This is a genomic window from Limnobaculum parvum (assembly GCF_003096015.2).
Lineage (GTDB): Bacteria > Pseudomonadota > Gammaproteobacteria > Enterobacterales > Enterobacteriaceae > Limnobaculum > Limnobaculum parvum.
In genome coordinates this window covers 2,369,091-2,385,318 of sequence record NZ_CP029185.2, presented here as the reverse complement: position 1 = coordinate 2,385,318, position 16,228 = coordinate 2,369,091, and the positions used below count along the sequence as shown (strand labels likewise).

Here is a 16,228-nt window from a genome sequence, read left to right as displayed (position 1 = left end):
TTTATGGTATCTATCGTATTTTTGCTTGGGAATATTTGTTTTTTTATGAAAATAATATCAATCAATTACTGAATCGATTAAAGGTAGGTATTTATATCATATTTAATTATTATCACTATGCTCTATAAGGTTTTTATCTGAGAAGAAAAATATTTTCAACGCAGAAAAAGGCTTAATTACTACACTTTATTCTCAATATTTGGAAGTAAAGCAGTGAGAATGCCAAGCAGAGGAAGAAAAGCGCATATATGATATACCGTCTCGATACTGGTTTGGTCCGCTACATAGCCTAAGGCAGCGGCTCCCAATCCACCCATGCCAAATGAAAGGCCAAAGAATAAACCGGAAACCATGCCAATTTTCCCCGGAATAAGCTCTTGAGCATACACTAAAATGGCTGAAAAGGCCGATGCCATGACAAGACCAATAATCACGGTCAAAATACCGGTCCAATAGAGAGATGCATAGGGTAAAATAAGGGTAAAGGGGGCCGCACCAAGGATAGAGGCCCAAATAACATATTTACGCCCAATCTTATCTCCAACCGGTCCACCAATGATGGTTCCGGCAGCAATGGCAAACAAGAAAACAAATAAATGAATCTGAGCATTTTGCAGCGTAACGCCAAATTTATGCATCAGATAAAAAGTATAATAACTACTTATGCTGGCTAGATAGAAATATTTGGAGAAAATCAGCGAAAGTAGAATAAATAGTGAAAAAGCAATGGTGCGGTTAGGCAAGTTCTGTGCGGACGACGGCCGTAGCGGTTTACCGCCATTGCTACGCTGTTGAGCCTGATACCAGCGACCAATCTGCAATAACACCACAATAGCCAGCAAAGGCGCGATAGCGAACCAAGTTAATGTGCCTTTGCCGTAAGGGGCAATAAATACCGCAGCCAATAATGGCCCTAGCGAAGCACCAAAGTTGCCGCCAACCTGAAAGATAGACTGCGCCATACCGTGGCGACCACCGGAAGCCATACGGGCAACCCGTGATGATTCAGGATGGAACACCGAAGAGCCAGTACCTACTAGCGCAGCGGCTAATAACACCATGTGAAAATTTGAGGCATAAGCCAACAATAGCAGACCAATCAGGGTAAATGTCATCCCCACCGGCAGTGAGAAAGGCTTTGGATGCTTATCGGTATAAAGCCCAATTAACGGTTGCAATAATGACGCGGTTAATTGATAGGTCAGGGTGATTAAGCCTATTTGACCAAACGACAGTGAGAACTCCCCTTGTAGCATCGGATAGATAGCAATAATCAGCGATTGAGTCATGTCATTAAGTAGATGAGAAACGCTGATTGCGCCTAATATGCGAAAGGATGTCTTGCGCGAATTATCCACCGCAGGTGGCAATGTATCGGTACTGGTTTGATTTGTCATAGTATTCACTATTTTTTGCTGAAAATGCCCCTGAACATAGCCCTGACCCAAGAACAATCGATAAAACCCTGAAATAGGACTTTATCGGTTGTGCATATGTTAAATGGGTGTGAAGTTAGTATAGCGTGGTGGTGGTCGGCAATAAAGGCGTTATTCTGTGTTAAAACGCCATTTCTATGGGTAATTAACGGCTTTCTGCTGCAATTGGGGCGAAAGTAGCAGCGGTTAAACGGCACAGATCTGCCGGTGCCAGTTCAATATCCAACCCTCGTTTCCCGCCAGAAACATATATTGTGGGGAACGTCTCTGCGCCGGCATCGATCACGGTAGGCAGCCTTTTCTTCTGCCCCAGAGGGCTGATACCGCCAACCAGATAACCAGTAACGCGCTGGGCCTGCATGGGATCGGCCATCTCGACTTTTTTAGCGGACAGCGCTTTAGCCATTTTCTTCAAATCGAGCATGCCGGATACCGGCACAACCGCAACGGCTAACTGCTTGATATCACCATTGATGCTAACTAACAGGGTTTTGTATACGCGTTCGGCATCTAAGCCCAGTTTGTTAACCGCTTCATTACCAAAATGGGTTTCGTTAGGGTCGTGATCGTAAGGATGCAGCGTGTGGCTTATTTTTTGTTTTTTTAACAGTTCAATCGCGGGCGTCATAGAACATACCTTTCAAGCTAGCTATCAGTAAAATCAAAATAGGGGTTAAAGTGACGTGGATCTATCATAGCTTGTTACGCCAGCATTTTCTTTTAATAGCTGTAGCAAATTATGTTCACCAAACAGATGCAAAGCGCCAACGACGACCACATATTTGCCTTTGGGCAAAGCCAATAGATGCTGTTTCCATTGACGGTTACGATCGGTAACCAGCAGGTTATACAGATCGCCTCCCATACCGTAGGGTAAGCTGAGGGTTTCATTACTGGCGTGTTGATTTAGCCACCAGCCCACCATGATTTGCATCAGTAGCTCATTATCCTGCCAGTGCTCTAGCGAATCCTGCAATAGCGGTATGCCATTATTGGGAAGTTGTTCCAATAGATTGAGCTGTTTTTGGGCCCCTTCCAATTCAATAATCGGAATAGCGTGCTGATTTGCCGCCCGTATCACCTGATAATCAATGCCATACTCTCCTTGCAAGCCAAACTGCTGAGCCTGAGTATTTTGTAATACCAGTGCCGCCTGCCAGCCAGATTCGGTTGCGATATGCTTTATGTCGAGTTTGAGCTGCTGGCTAATGTTAGTCAGCGCCAGATATTCTGGTTCACTTAACCGTTCAGCGAGAGGGGGATAGTCACGACGACCACTAAAGCTAACGGGTTTGGAAATATCGACTTCAACAATGATTCCATCCGCCTGTTTGAGTTGCTCCATCAGAGAGCTAGGAAGGGGAGACATCGCTTTAGTTCCCATATGAATACTGCCTACCAGATGTAACTGACTGCCGTTAGGCATCACCAGATCATAAGCTGGATAAGCGCAAGCCAATGGAGGCGCTAAACCCAAAACAATAGCCAGTTTTCGCAGAGTGTTAATCATGAGAATCTCAGTGTGAACGCTGTGTTGGCTTATTAAGCACTAGCCGTGGGAAGGGATCAAGGAATGTGTTATTTCTTGAGGTGAAAACAAATTCAGGTGTCTTAATGTTGTTAGTACGCAACCAGCGAATATGACCCATGATTTTTAATGGGTATCTACAATTTTAATCAAAAAATAACCGCTGTTTATTCAGATTGATGGTCAGTATTTGAATCGGTAAATCATTGCCTATTATGGCACGCGCTGTTCACCTTACATCCTTACTGAAATATGACTTGCCACTAAAACGGGTATCTTTGACAGGTAGAAAAATAATACATACGTCTCACATAATATCCTGTCTTATAAGTAAAAAAACAATAATCACCTATTGTAATCATACAATGGCTACAGTGTAATAAGCCGCTTCTTAAGCTTTACCGCTAGCCCCTTATAACGGATAAATGACCACGGACAGGGTATGCCTTTTAAAACCAATTCTAGTTTCGCTCATCGGAAGCGAGTTTTCCCGCCTGTTTGGCGTACAGCTTTGTTGCTGTCATTTGCTTTCTCGGCCCATTCAGCGCCGGAGTTGAACCGCATCAATGACCAGCAAATCATTAATCAGCAAGAGCGTCAAAAAGCACTGGAAGACCAACTCGCGCCGGAGCAGCCTGACGTGCGTATGGAACTGCCTGCGGGCAGCTCGGTCATCACGCAATTCCCCGAAGAACAGAGTTGCTTTAGCATCCAACAGGTGACGTTAAGCGGCAGTGACTACTTAACCAACTGGCTCTTGTTGCAGCGGGTAGCCGACCAAGCTAAAGGGCAGTGTATCGGCGGTCAAGGCATTAACTTGTTGATGAGCGCCATTCAAAATCGGTTAGTGGACCGGGGCTATATCACCTCTCGGGTACTGGCTCCGCCGCAGGATTTGAACAGCGGTGAGCTGAAGCTGCAAATTTTAGAAGGCAACGTCAGCCATATCCGGTTTACGCCGGAAAGCGACAGTTATATTCAGTCGTTCAATACGCTGCCGGTCTCTGAAGGGGATTTACTCAACCTGCGTGATATTGAGCAAGGGATAGAGAACCTGCGTCGCGTTCCCACCGCGCAGGCGGACATCAATATGTTGCCCGGTCATGAACCGGGAGAAACCGATTTAGCCATTAGCTGGAAGCAGAGCCGCCACTGGCGACTGGGGGCTTCGCTGGACGATTCGGGCACCACCAGCACCGGTCGCTATCAGGGGGGATTAACCCTGTATGTGGATAACCCGCTTTCCCTCAACGATACCTTCTATATTTCTGGCGGTCATGACCTGCAATGGAAAAACGACCGGGGCAGCCATAACTACACCGCGAACTATTCCGTGCCTTACGGCTATTGGGGGCTGAACGTCACCACCAGCGCCTACAGCTACAACCAGAAGGTGGCCGGCCTGATTGAGAACTATGACTACAGCGGCGACAGCAACAACCTGACTTTTGGGCTGAGTCGTTTGCTGCATCGGGATGCCTCACAGAAAACCACCCTGACTTACGATGTGTTGATGAAATCGACCCGTAACTACGTGAATGACACCGAAGTTGAGGTTCAGCGCCGCAATACCTCCGCTTGGCGGTTAGGGTTACAGCATCGCCATTACATCTATGCCGCCACGCTGGATGCGGGGGTGAGCTATCAACAGGGAACCCGCTGGTTTGGCGCACAGCCTGCCCCGGAGGAGTACAGCGGTCTGGCGACGGCGCTGAGTAAAATCACCCAGCTTTCCGCTAATTTGGACGTGCCGTTCAGTCTGTTTGAACAGAAATTTAGCTTTCGCAGCCAGTACCAGCGCCAGCTCCCATCCTCAACCCCGCTGACCTCACAGGACCGCTTCTCCATTGGTGGTCGCTACACGGTGCGGGGCTATGACGGCGAACTGAGCCTGTCGGCTGACCGAGGGTGGTTTACCCGCAATGAACTGGCGTGGCAAACGCCGATGCCGTCGCAGGAACTCTATGTCGGGTTGGACTACGGCGAAGTGGGCGGTGGGGGAAGTGAATACCTGCTGGGGAAACATCTGGCGGGGGCGGCGCTGGGGCTAAGAGGCCATGTCCTGAATACCAGCTATGACCTGTTTGCCGGTATTCCCACCTCAAAACCGGATGGTTTTAAGACGGACCCGGTGACGCTGGGGTTCAATTTGAACTGGCAGTATTAATCAGGCCGCAGGAATACGGAAGGTGTCTGATTTCAATTGAAAATGAAGACAGGTTCCCGATAACGGGAAGAAAAATATGAACCATCAGAAACAACAAACAAAAACAACAATCAACAACAATCAAAAACAATACAAAAAGACGTAAAAGGATTTTACCGATGAACAAGAATTTATACCGCGTAATTTTTAACCAAGCGCGTGGTCAGTTAATGGTGGTACCGGAGATTGCCGGTGCCCACACTGCGGGGGGAACGCCTCGCGCGTCGTCTGGCGGCAGACATCCCTTAAGCCAACTGATTGCCGGTCTTAAACCGCTGACGCTGTTGACCAGCCTAGCGTTAGGCCTGATGACCATTAGCCTGCCCGCTCAGGCGGATATCGTGGCGGACCACAGCGCGCCGGGCAACCAGCAGCCCACGGTTATCAGCAGCGCGAACGGCACGCCGCAGGTCAATATTCAGACTCCCAGCGCCGCAGGCGTATCGCGCAATACCTACAGCCAGTTCGATGTGGATAACCGTGGCGCTATCCTCAATAACTCAGCCGCGCCGGTACAAACCCAACTGGGCGGCTATGTTGACGGTAACCCGCAGGTGATACGCGGCGGGGCCAAAATCATTCTTAACGAAGTCAATTCCCGCGACCCAAGTCAGCTTAACGGTTATGTGGAAGTGGCGGGGCAAAAAGCGCAGGTGGTCATCGCCAACCCGTCAGGCATTACCTGTGACGGCTGTGGTTTTATTAACGCCAACCGCGCCACGCTGACTACCGGTACGCCGAATCTGGTCAATGGTCAACTGGAGGGCTACAACGTCCAACAGGGCAATGTGACCATTCAGGGCCGAGGCATGGACAGCAGCCAGCAAAGCTATACCGATATTATTGCCCGCTCAGTGCGTGTGAATGCGGGCGTCTGGGCCAATGAGCTTAACGTCGTCACCGGTAAGAACAAGGTCAGTGCCGATACCAGCCAGATTGAAAAACAGGGCGGCAATGAGGCGGGCAGCCCTCAATTTTCCGTGGATGTGGCGGTGCTAGGCGGCATGTACGCCAACAGCATTCGCATGGTGGGTACCGAAAACGGGGTGGGGGTTCACAACGCGGGGCATATTGGTACGCAGGCCGGGTCGGTGGTGGTGACAACCGACGGGCGGATTGAGAACAGCGGAACGATGAGCAGCGCCCAAGACCTGACCCTCTCTACGCCGGAAAGCCTGACCAACAGCGGAACGCTATTTGGTAAAAATACGGTTCAGATTAATGCGCAGGGGGATATCGTTAACACCGCCGCTGGGCAAATGGGGACTAACGGACAGCTTGACGTCACCACGCAGGGTAGCCTGACCACGCAAGGCGTGATGGCGGCGGATGGCAACACCACGGTGAGCAGCCGTCGCGGCCTGAATAACGGCGGAACTGTCTCTGCCGGTCAGACACTCCGGGTCTCGGGCGCCAGCATTGATAACAGCGGGACGTTGCAGGGCAAAGGGCGCACTGCCATCAGCACACCGGGGTACATCAACCAGACCGCCAGCGGAAAAATCAGCAGCACGGGCTTTTTAAGCCTCGACAGCGGCGACTGGATGACCAGCTACGGCAGTATTTACTCGGCGGACGCGGCTTCGATTTCAGTTCAAAATGCCCTGTTTAACGGGGGAACTCTGGATACCGGATTGGGGCTGACCCTGTCGGCCAGCCATATCAACAACGCCGGGGCGATGTATGGCGGTAGCGATGTTCAGGCGCAAAGCCGCAGTGACCTGCTTAACAGTGGTACCCTCGGCTCTGACCAGAATATCACCCTGAATGCAGCGGGTGAGTTCTCCAGTAACAATACGATTTATGCTAAAGGCAATGCCCGGATAACGGCGGGTAATACAGTGAGTAATAACGGTACGCTGGCCGCGGATGGGTTGCTGAGCCTGACTACGCCGGGCGCGCTGAACAATAACGGCACGCTGTACAGTAAAGGCAACCTGACCTTAAGCGCGGACCAGTCGGTGACCAGCTATGGTGGCATCGGTGCTGACGGCGAACTGAGTCTGAGCACCTACGGAACGCTGTTTAATAACCAAATGCTGTACGGCAAAGGCCAGACTACCCTGAAAACCGGTGGCGATGTCACCAACCTCGGGGTGATAGGCTCGGATAGCCGATTGTCCCTGACCACCCCGGGCAACCTGCTGAATACCGGCACCCTGTACAGCGGTGGCCCGATGACGGTCACGGCCAACGGTCGCATCACCAACGGCGGCACCGTCAACAGCGGCAGTGATTTAACCCTGACCGGCCAAAATTCCCTGTATAACGGCAACACGATTTACGCCAAAGGCCATGCGAACCTCAATATTAGCGGCGCGGTCACCAATGACGGCACCATCGGCGCTGACCGTAACCTGATGCTCAAGGCCGGTGAGGACATCCTCAATAACGGCACGTTGTACAGTCAGGGCGCGGGGAAATACCTCACCGAGGGCAGCTTTACCAACAACCGCCTGCTGCGCAGCGAAGATACACTGTCGGTGGAGGTGGGCGGCAGTCTCCTCAATGACGCGGATATCTATGCTTTTGCCGGGCTTGATTTCAGTGCCGGACAGCGCATGGATAACCATGCTCAGATATACAGCGGCGGGGCACTGAACCTGCACGCCATCGGGGATATCAGCAACACCTCGGTGCTGGCGGCATTCAGCGATATGACGCTGTCGACCACCCACTTTAGCAATGGCAGCAATGCGCTGTTGGCCTCCGGTGTACAAAGCAACGGTCAACGGGTCAATACCGGTGATATCACCCTTGTCAGCGCACAGCCTGCGGATTTACAGGGCCAGATCTTGGCCTCTGGCACCTTTAACGTGGATGCGAACGGCATCAATCTGGCTGACGGACTGGTGAGCGCGGGCGCGATGAATTTACAGGGGCACGGGGGTGAGATAAACACCGACCGGGCTCAACTTTACGTGAACAATGTGTTCACCGCACAAACCACCGGTCACTGGAGCAACCTTGGCGGTCAGTTGTACGCCGGTGATATGCAGCTCAAAGCGGGGTCGTTGACCAACGATGCGGCGGGGATTATCAGCGCGCAGTCCACCAACCTCACCCTGAATGGCCTGTTAAGTAACCGGGGGCTGATTGACGGGCTATTGACCCGTTTACAGGCCAGTCAAATCGACAACTACGGCACCGGTCGCATCTACGGAACCTGGCTGGGTTTACAGGCGGATGTTATCAACAACCGGGAAGAAGGCAGCACGGCCGCCACTATCGCCGGTCGTGAAACGCTGGATATGGGCGCAGGAACCTTAAACAACTATACCCATTCGCTGATATTCAGCGGCGGTAATATGTCCATCGGCCGATTGTTGGATGACAACGGCAACGCCACCGGTATGGGTGGAACGTTGAATAACCACAGTGCGACCATAGAAGCATTAGGGGATTTACGGTTGTCGGTGGGGCAGGTGAATAACGTTAATGACCACTTTAGCACCGAAGTACGTGAAATTTCGCGCGAAAGCCGGTTTGAGTTCAGCGTTGTTGGCGACACCACCCGCTACCCAAAAGAAATGGTCACCTATGATTATGATGAGTTGGTCAGGCGTATTCGAATTGCGGGTATCCCTAACCGATACTTCGAAACGCATTATGAGTATGTTTATGACTATATCATCAGCGAAAGCGTTATCACGGAAACAGACCCGGCCAAAATTTTAGCCGGTAATAATTTGCTGATGACTGCGGATACGGTGAATAACGATAAAAGCCAGATTGTCGCGGGTAATGTCCTGAGTATTGAGGCCAACACCTTGAATAATGTGGAGGTCACCGGTCAGCGCTACATTGATGAAATTGGTCGCGTGTGGAAGTACACCCGACATGTAAAGCGTCAGAAAGAAGATACACAGGATATAGACAAAAACCCATATCATCCTGCCACCGTGGTGCAGGACATCACGCTACATCCGTCTGAAATCTTGAATCACACCCAGCCTGATGGCAGTGGAAGAACATCAATTGATGGTCGTCAGGAAGGCATTGCCCCCAATAGCGGTATTAACGGTATCAATATTGAACGGGTAAACATTCAACTGCCGGGTGAGAACGGTATGAAGGACGTCAGCGTGGTAACCCGTCCACCGAGCCTGAATCTGATATTACCCAATGCCAGTCTGTATAAAATCAATCCGGCGGTAGGTAGTCGCTATTTAATCGAAACCGACCCTCAATATACCCAACTTAAGCGCTGGCTGGGTTCGGACTATATGACCAGCCGCTTACAGGCTGACCCGAACAATATGCATAAACGTCTGGGGGATGGTTACTATGAGCAGCGGCTGATTAGCGACCAGATAATTAACCTAACCGGACAGCGCTTTTTAAACGGCTACGCCAATGACGAAGAGCAATATATGGCGCTGATGAACAGCGGCGTGGAGTTTGCTCAGAAGTATCCTCTGTCATTAGGTATCGCGCTGACGCCAGAGCAGATGGCTAACCTGACTTCAGACATCGTCTGGCTGGTCAGCCGTGACGTGACCTTACCGGATGGCAGTATCCAAACGGTTCTGGTGCCGCAGGTGTATGCCATGATTAGGCCGCAGGATATTGACGGCAGCGGTGCGCTTTTGGCCGGTAAGCAGGTCAATTTGCAACTGACCGGTGATTTGGTCAATCAGGGGCGTATTCTGGCGGGGGATAAGCTGAATGTGCTGGCGCAGAATATTCAAAATATGGGCGGTAGCATCAGCGGCAATAATGTGATGTTGCTGGCGAATAACGATATTAATAATATCGGTGGGTTGATGCAGGGCTTTGACAGCCTGAGGCTTCAGGCCGGGCATGATATTAACCTCATCACCACCACCACGCAGGGAGAAAAGGCGGGTCGCAATGGCTCTTCCCATACGGCTATCAATCAGGTGGCAGCCCTTGCGGTTAATCACGACAACGGCACATTACAGCTTTCGGCGGGTCACGATATTAATCTGACGGCGGCGCTGCTGAGCAACGCGGGTCAGAACAGTGATACGAGCATTGCGGCGGGTCACGACCTGAATCTGAATACGGTGACAGTAGCGAAACAGACGGAGTTTTATAAAGACAAAAACAACTACCGTCGGGAATCGACTTCGTCAGAGGTGGGCAGTCAAATGACCGGCAGCGGCGATATCACCCTGTCAGCGAAAAATGACATCAATGCCCGAGCAGCGCAGGTGGAGGCCGGTGGTCAACTCGGGGTCATTGCGGGAAATAATCTGTCGATTACCAGCGGTGAGTCAACGGAAGACCTGAGCGAACATTCAAAGTACAGTAGCCGGGGAAGTTTTGGCAAAAAACTTACGTCAGAAAGCCATGATGAGCTGCATGCTGTTTCGGGGGTCAGCAGCAACTTTAGCGGTGACTCAGTGGTGATGAAGGCCGGAAACGACCTGTTGGTTCACGGAAGTCAGGTTACTGGAATTCATGATGTTTCGCTCAGTGCCGGAAATGACCTGACTATCGATACCGCCGCGGAAAAACGGGATGAGATGCATCTGTCCCGCACCACCAAATCGGGCCTGATGGGCACCGGGGGTATTGGCTTTACCGTTGGCAAAATAGATGAAAAATCCACCAACACGACGCACGGTATTGGCAATCTTGGCAGTATTGTCGGCAGCACCGAAGGCAACGTCACCTTAAGCGCGGGCAATCATCTCGCGGTCAAAGGCTCAGACGTTGTCGCCCAGCAAGACATCAGCCTGACGGGTAAAAACGTCACCGTTGAGTCAGTGGAAAACCAGACCCACATTCAGGACAAGTACGAACGTACCCAGTCGGGCGTGACCGTTGCGCTGTCTGGTGCGGTGGGTGGTGCACTGAATGCGGCGGTGACCGAAGCGAAACAGGCGCAGGAAACTCACGACAGCAAAATCAAGGCGCTACAGGAAATCAAAGCGGCGCTGTCGGCGGTGCAGGCCGTACAGGCCGGGATGATGGACTTGCCCAAAGACAGCGAAGGGTTTGTGGGTATCAGTATTTCGGGCGGTGCTCAACGTACTGAATCCACCACTGACACCAATATACGGGCGGCGCAGGGTTCAACCATTGCGGCGGGGAATAATCTGTCGATTACCGCCACCGGTAACGGTGAGAAAGGGGTGGATGGCGATATCACCCTTAAAGGCTCCGCCATCAATGCGGGGAATAATATGCTGCTTGACGCCAACCGGGACGTTAACCTGCTGGCGGCGGCGAACACCCAGAAAACCGACAGTGAGAACAAGAGCTACGGCGGTAACGCCGGGGTCAGTTTTGGTATTGGCGGGGGTAAAAACGGCCTGCGCTTCTTTGCGGATGCGAACTTCTCACAAGGGAATATGCATGCAGACGGCCTGTACTGGAGCGAGAGTCAGCTAGAGGCCGGTAATAACCTGACCATCATCAGCGGTCGGGATACCAATTTGATTGGTGCACTGGCGAAAGGGGATTCCGTCACGATGGACGTGGGTCGTGACCTGACCGTTCGTTCATTGCAGGACACCGATGACTACAGCTACGAGCAATACTCACTGAATATTGCCGGCAGCTACGGCACCGGTTTCGACGGCAGTCTGGGCTTCACGATGGACAAGATGGACAGCACGTGGGCCAGCGTCAATGAACAGAGCGGGATTTACGCCGGTAAGGGCGGTTATGACATTACCGTCGGTAAGCACACCCAGTTAGACGGGGCGGTGATTGCGTCGGAAGCGACGCCAGAGCTGAACAGTCTGGACACCGGCACGTTGGGTTGGAGCGATATCAAGAACAAGGCAGATTATGACGTCAGCCATGTGTCGATGAGTATCGGCTCGGGCGGTGGTGCCCCGTTTGGGTTCCCAGGCGTACCGGGTACGCCTATCGTGGTGGCCTATGGTGACAGCGCCAGTAGCACGACTCATGCGGCGATAGCGGATGGCAATATCACTATTCGCTACCAAAACAATCAACAGCAGGATATTGCGAAGCTCAGCAATGACACGGCTAACGCAGCCAATCCGCTGGATAAGATTTTTGATGCCGATGAGCAGATGCGTAATCTGGAGGCAATTGGTCTGGCGGGGCAGATAGTGTCGCAGGTGACAACCATTGCGACCAATATTGGGGTGATGAACGCACAGGATCAAGCCCGTGCCGAAGCAGATGCCAATAAGGATGCCGCTTCTAAAGATCCGGCTATCATCGCGCAGGCGAGAGCTGATTTAGCTAAAGCCGGTAATGAGAACCCAACGCAGGAAGATTTAAACAAAGCGACCTACGCGGTTATCTATCAGGCTTCTTATGACAAATTCTACGAAAAGGAAATGGAGTTCTACGGCACCGGCAGCAATGTTGGCCGAGCGATACAGGCAGCCGGTGCAGCGCTGACGGTAGCGATGGGCGGTGGTAGTGCGGGGAACGCCGCCGCGGCGGCTTCGGCCCCGTTACTGGCTCAGGGCGTGAAGAAACTGGCGGATACGAATTTCCCGATAGACGAGGAACATCCGAACAATGCGAACCTGTTCGCGAAAGTGATAGGTCATGCGATTGTTGGTCTGGCGGTAGCTGAGGGTTCGGGTAATAATGGCCTGTCTGGTGCGTTAGGTGCGGCCAGCGGTGAGCTGATAGCGAAGACGATAGCGGAAGATCTGTATCATAAGAAGGCTGATGACCTGACCGAAGCCGAACGTCAGTTTATTGCCAATATGACCTCAATCGCCACCGGCGTGGCGGCGGGTTTAGTGGCTGATAATACCGCAGATGCGGGAACGGCTGCGGCGGCTGCGTATAATTCTGCGGTCAATAACTATCTGAGCAAAGGTGAACCAGAATTACTGGCTGATATGATGAAATCCTGTCTGTCCGGTGGCGGTAGTCAGGCATCTTGTCAGCAGCAGGTTCAGAAAGAGGCCATTCAGCGGTCTAATGCCAATCTGGAAGAGTTAGGCCAAGCGATGGCTTCAAATGATGCTGCTAAGGCTGAAGCATTATTTGATGGAAGAGCCAACACAGAAGAATACGCTTATCTGAAAGCGATGGGGGTTGATCCGGATCTGGTAAATACACTAGATGGAACCAGTGCTGTTGCAGCAGAATGGATAGGTACCTGCATGGGTATGAGCTGGGGCGAGTGTGCCAGTGCCAAAGGCCATGAGCAGATTGGTTCTGGTCTGGGTTGGCTGGGGCTGGGTGGTGCAGAGAAGATAACGGTTAAACCGGGTGAGGTGGGAACCAAAGCTGGAACATCATCGACAAGAGGAACGACAGAACCTTCTTATAACTGGAAAGCTGGTGAGGGTGAATTTAGTATAAAAGCAAATGGGAAAGTTACTGATGTTGACTATCATATTAGTAAATATGATGCTAATTCGTTCCTTTATGATAAACCATTACCTAAAATAGATTATGTTGATATTCTCTCTTCGGAAACCAAAATGCATACGCTTTATGGCGATAAGCCAGGTAGTGGTGGGCATTTATTTCCAGGACAACCAGGAAAGACCTTTTTCCCTAATAACTGGCCCCCTGAAAGAGTTGTTAGTAATGTAGGTGATATAGTTACTTCCCCTAGCACCCAATGGTTTGCTCAATCGGGAGCAGGGGGTATATATACTAATGCTGGTAAAGCAGCAAGATGGGTTGCTTGGGAGGTTAGGGATGGGGTACGTGTTCGAGTGGTATATGAGCCAGCGAATGGTAAAATCGTAACGGCATTCCCAGATGATAAACCAATTCCACCTGCGTTAAAGCCAATTAAGTAAAGAGAAAAAATATCATGGATATAAGTAAGCAAATTAATTTATTAGGTAACGGATTAAAAAATCGACTGGATCCTACGCTTATTGACTTTGCGCTTGAATATATCGAATTCTCAGAAGTTGTATTAGCATTTGAGACGTTATGTGACCATATTGCTGATTATGATGTTGTGATTAGTAAAGATGAATATAGCCAGATAATTAAAATAGCAAATGAACTTGGCTTAGAAATAGATGATAGGTATACGTATATCAATCCCGAAAAATGAAATATATATAACTAAATTAGTCATAGTTTATTACTAAGAAGCTCCCAGTTAAATTTGGGAGCTTTGTATTAACCATCAAATATGAGTCAGTTTAATAATTTGTGTAAGTACCTGTTATTTAATCCCGGTCACTTTAAACTCTGGCCGGGAATTTAGTTTTAACGTCAGACATTAACTACAGCCACAATCACCATCCTCCTCCGTTCAGTGGTAACCCCTCAAAGCTTCCAGCCATTTACCGCTGATTTTAAGCTGTGGGCTGGGTTGCGTGTGGCATATTTTGTTTACCTGTTTCGCGCCTATTAATATAAAAATCCCTAAATCTAAAAATAAAACCCCACCCGATAAAAGTATTGCCTCTATACCTGCTCTTTGACGTTCAGTTACCACACCCCACGCAAAATTGCATTTTGCCTGATTGTCATTCTATTTCAGTGAGTTAGTTTGCAAAGAAAGTTTTCAAATAAAAATAAAGATGAAATCAGAGTCAAAACAGAGTCGTCACCGAGTCGGTTTAGAGTTGCTTGGGAGTAGGTTTAGAGTCTTGTATTTATAATCAGTAGGTTAGATGTGAATGACTCTATATAGAGTCGGCTATGTTGTCACAATTAACTCTAATAAGACTCTATTATTTTGTTGTTTTACCCGGCGATAGGCTTTGTTTTTTGGCTGATTATTGAGCGGCACTTATGCTAAAAAATACCGGTGATTATCTGTGATGCTGTATTGAAAAATATCAGTGAACGGGCTGAGGGGAAACAATATTAATAGGATGAAAAATACTATCTCTCAGTAATAAAGGCGTTGGCTAATGCTTCAATCAGGATACCAATAATTCATTCTGATATACACAATAAATCCCGGCCAGTGTTTAAATTGACCGGGATTTAAGGGTTAATCGTCAGCGGTTAATGACAGTCATAAGCGGTGACGCTTTCCTTCATTCGCTGTCGATTAAACAGCACAATCACACCCGTATCACAGAGCATATCAATATCACTGGCCTGAGTGATACCAATCTCCGTTAGCCAGTCACCGGCTAAATAGAGTTCGCCGTTGTCCCGAATAACGTCCAGCCCCAATTCTGCATCAGAACAGTGGCACAGCGTTAACCAAGAGCTTTCATCGTCCACGGGAATGACCCACAGCGCACCCTGTTTGAGCAGCAGTTTAATCGGTGTCTCCGGTGTAAAACCGTGCTGTGCCAAAGCTTCAGGGCCGCTAATAATCACTTCAGGCAGGGTTTGGTCAGCGGAAAAAGCTATCTTCATTGCGCCACCTCCGTCACCATCAATCCACCGGGATAACCGTTCAGCCAGTTGAGAGCGGCGTTAGCATCAAACGGCTGAATGCTTAAGCCCTCCAGACAACTCCACAGTTCACGGGTGTTCTGAACGGTGAGCACAATACAGTCGGGCATCACCCGTACTTTTAGCGGCATACCGTGAGTAAACCCCGCCTCAGCCAGCCAGCGGCCCTGTAGTGAAACCCCGTTGCGATTGACCCGGATATAGCGTTCAGCTTGGGAAATCCGGTGTATTGCTTTATGATTGCGTTTAGCCATGATAACTACCTCGTTTAGTTGCTGTGGTTAGCGGGGCTGGAATGTTGCAAGCACTTCAGCTCCGCGACTGTTAACTACTCTGTTTTGCCAATTACGTTATCTAAAATCTCTGACACCAATTTTTGTTTTGCTCTGGGTAATTGGGCAATAACATCTATCTGTTGTTCCAGCCGTGAAGCTGGCCCTCTTTTAGCTGTCTGGTGTGTACTGGGTAGCCCCAATAATTCATCAATGGACAGATTGAGTATCTCTGCCAACAAAGGCAGCAGTGAGACTGAAACTTTCAGTTTTGCCCCTTCGTAATGCGCCATTGTCTGCTGTGCAATACCCAGTTTTTCAGCTAATTGTGTTTGTGTTAACTGCTTTTCTTTACGGGCTTGGGCTATTCGTGAGCCAAGAGCTTTAAAGAACTGCTCATCTTTTGTATTCATGGCTTGTAAAATTCTGGTTGTTGACGTTGCCATGATGATACCCCCTGTTTTAAATAACTCAGTTGACAATA

At 49.9% G+C, this 16,228-nt stretch carries 9 protein-coding genes; 3 read left to right on the top strand and 6 right to left on the bottom strand.

Features of this window, described 5'->3' with window-relative positions:
* Positions 1 to 179: 179 nt before the first annotated feature.
* The 3 genes from HYN51_RS10005 to HYN51_RS09995 form a co-directional block, all read right to left on the bottom strand.
* Entirely contained in the window at positions 180 to 1,397 is a 1,218-nt protein-coding gene (locus tag HYN51_RS10005; protein ID WP_108902021.1) for an MFS transporter, read from the bottom strand.
* Positions 1,398 to 1,581: 184 nt separating this feature from the next.
* Complete coding sequence (ybaK, locus tag HYN51_RS10000; RefSeq protein ID WP_108899896.1) at positions 1,582 to 2,064, bottom strand: Cys-tRNA(Pro)/Cys-tRNA(Cys) deacylase YbaK; 483 nt, start codon at positions 2,062 to 2,064, stop codon at positions 1,582 to 1,584.
* A 45-nt stretch (positions 2,065 to 2,109) separates the two neighbouring features.
* Entirely contained in the window at positions 2,110 to 2,946 is an 837-nt protein-coding gene (locus tag HYN51_RS09995; RefSeq protein WP_108899895.1) for a TraB/GumN family protein, read from the bottom strand.
* Positions 2,947 to 3,406: 460 nt separating this feature from the next.
* Between HYN51_RS09995 and HYN51_RS09990 the strand changes: the two genes are divergently transcribed.
* The 3 genes from HYN51_RS09990 (at position 3,407) to HYN51_RS09980 (ending at position 14,162) form a co-directional block, all read left to right on the top strand.
* Positions 3,407 to 5,131 (top strand): ShlB/FhaC/HecB family hemolysin secretion/activation protein, encoded by a 1,725-nt coding sequence (locus HYN51_RS09990; protein ID WP_108899894.1) that lies wholly within the window; start codon positions 3,407 to 3,409, stop codon positions 5,129 to 5,131.
* 158 nt (positions 5,132 to 5,289) lie between these two features.
* Complete coding sequence (locus HYN51_RS09985; RefSeq protein WP_108899893.1) at positions 5,290 to 13,896, top strand: hemagglutinin repeat-containing protein; 8,607 nt, start codon at positions 5,290 to 5,292, stop codon at positions 13,894 to 13,896.
* 14 nt (positions 13,897 to 13,910) lie between these two features.
* Complete coding sequence (locus tag HYN51_RS09980; protein WP_108899891.1) at positions 13,911 to 14,162, top strand: MafI family immunity protein; 252 nt, start codon at positions 13,911 to 13,913, stop codon at positions 14,160 to 14,162.
* A gap of 908 nt (positions 14,163 to 15,070) precedes the next feature.
* On the opposite strand, the gene HYN51_RS09975 is transcribed toward HYN51_RS09980, so the two are convergent.
* From HYN51_RS09975 to HYN51_RS09965, 3 genes are all read right to left on the bottom strand, one after another.
* Positions 15,071 to 15,433: a hypothetical protein gene (locus tag HYN51_RS09975; RefSeq protein WP_108899890.1), complete on the bottom strand. Its 363-nt coding sequence runs from the start codon at positions 15,431 to 15,433 to the stop codon at positions 15,071 to 15,073.
* A complete protein-coding gene (locus tag HYN51_RS09970) occupies positions 15,430 to 15,726 on the bottom strand; it encodes a SymE family type I addiction module toxin (protein ID WP_108899889.1) in 297 nt (98 codons plus the stop codon). The genes HYN51_RS09975 and HYN51_RS09970 overlap by 4 nt, the downstream gene beginning before the upstream one ends.
* 74 nt (positions 15,727 to 15,800) lie before the next feature.
* On the bottom strand, positions 15,801 to 16,190 hold the full coding sequence (locus HYN51_RS09965; RefSeq protein ID WP_108899888.1) for a helix-turn-helix domain-containing protein: 390 nt from the start codon (positions 16,188 to 16,190) through the stop codon (positions 15,801 to 15,803).
* Positions 16,191 to 16,228: the final 38 nt, after the last annotated feature.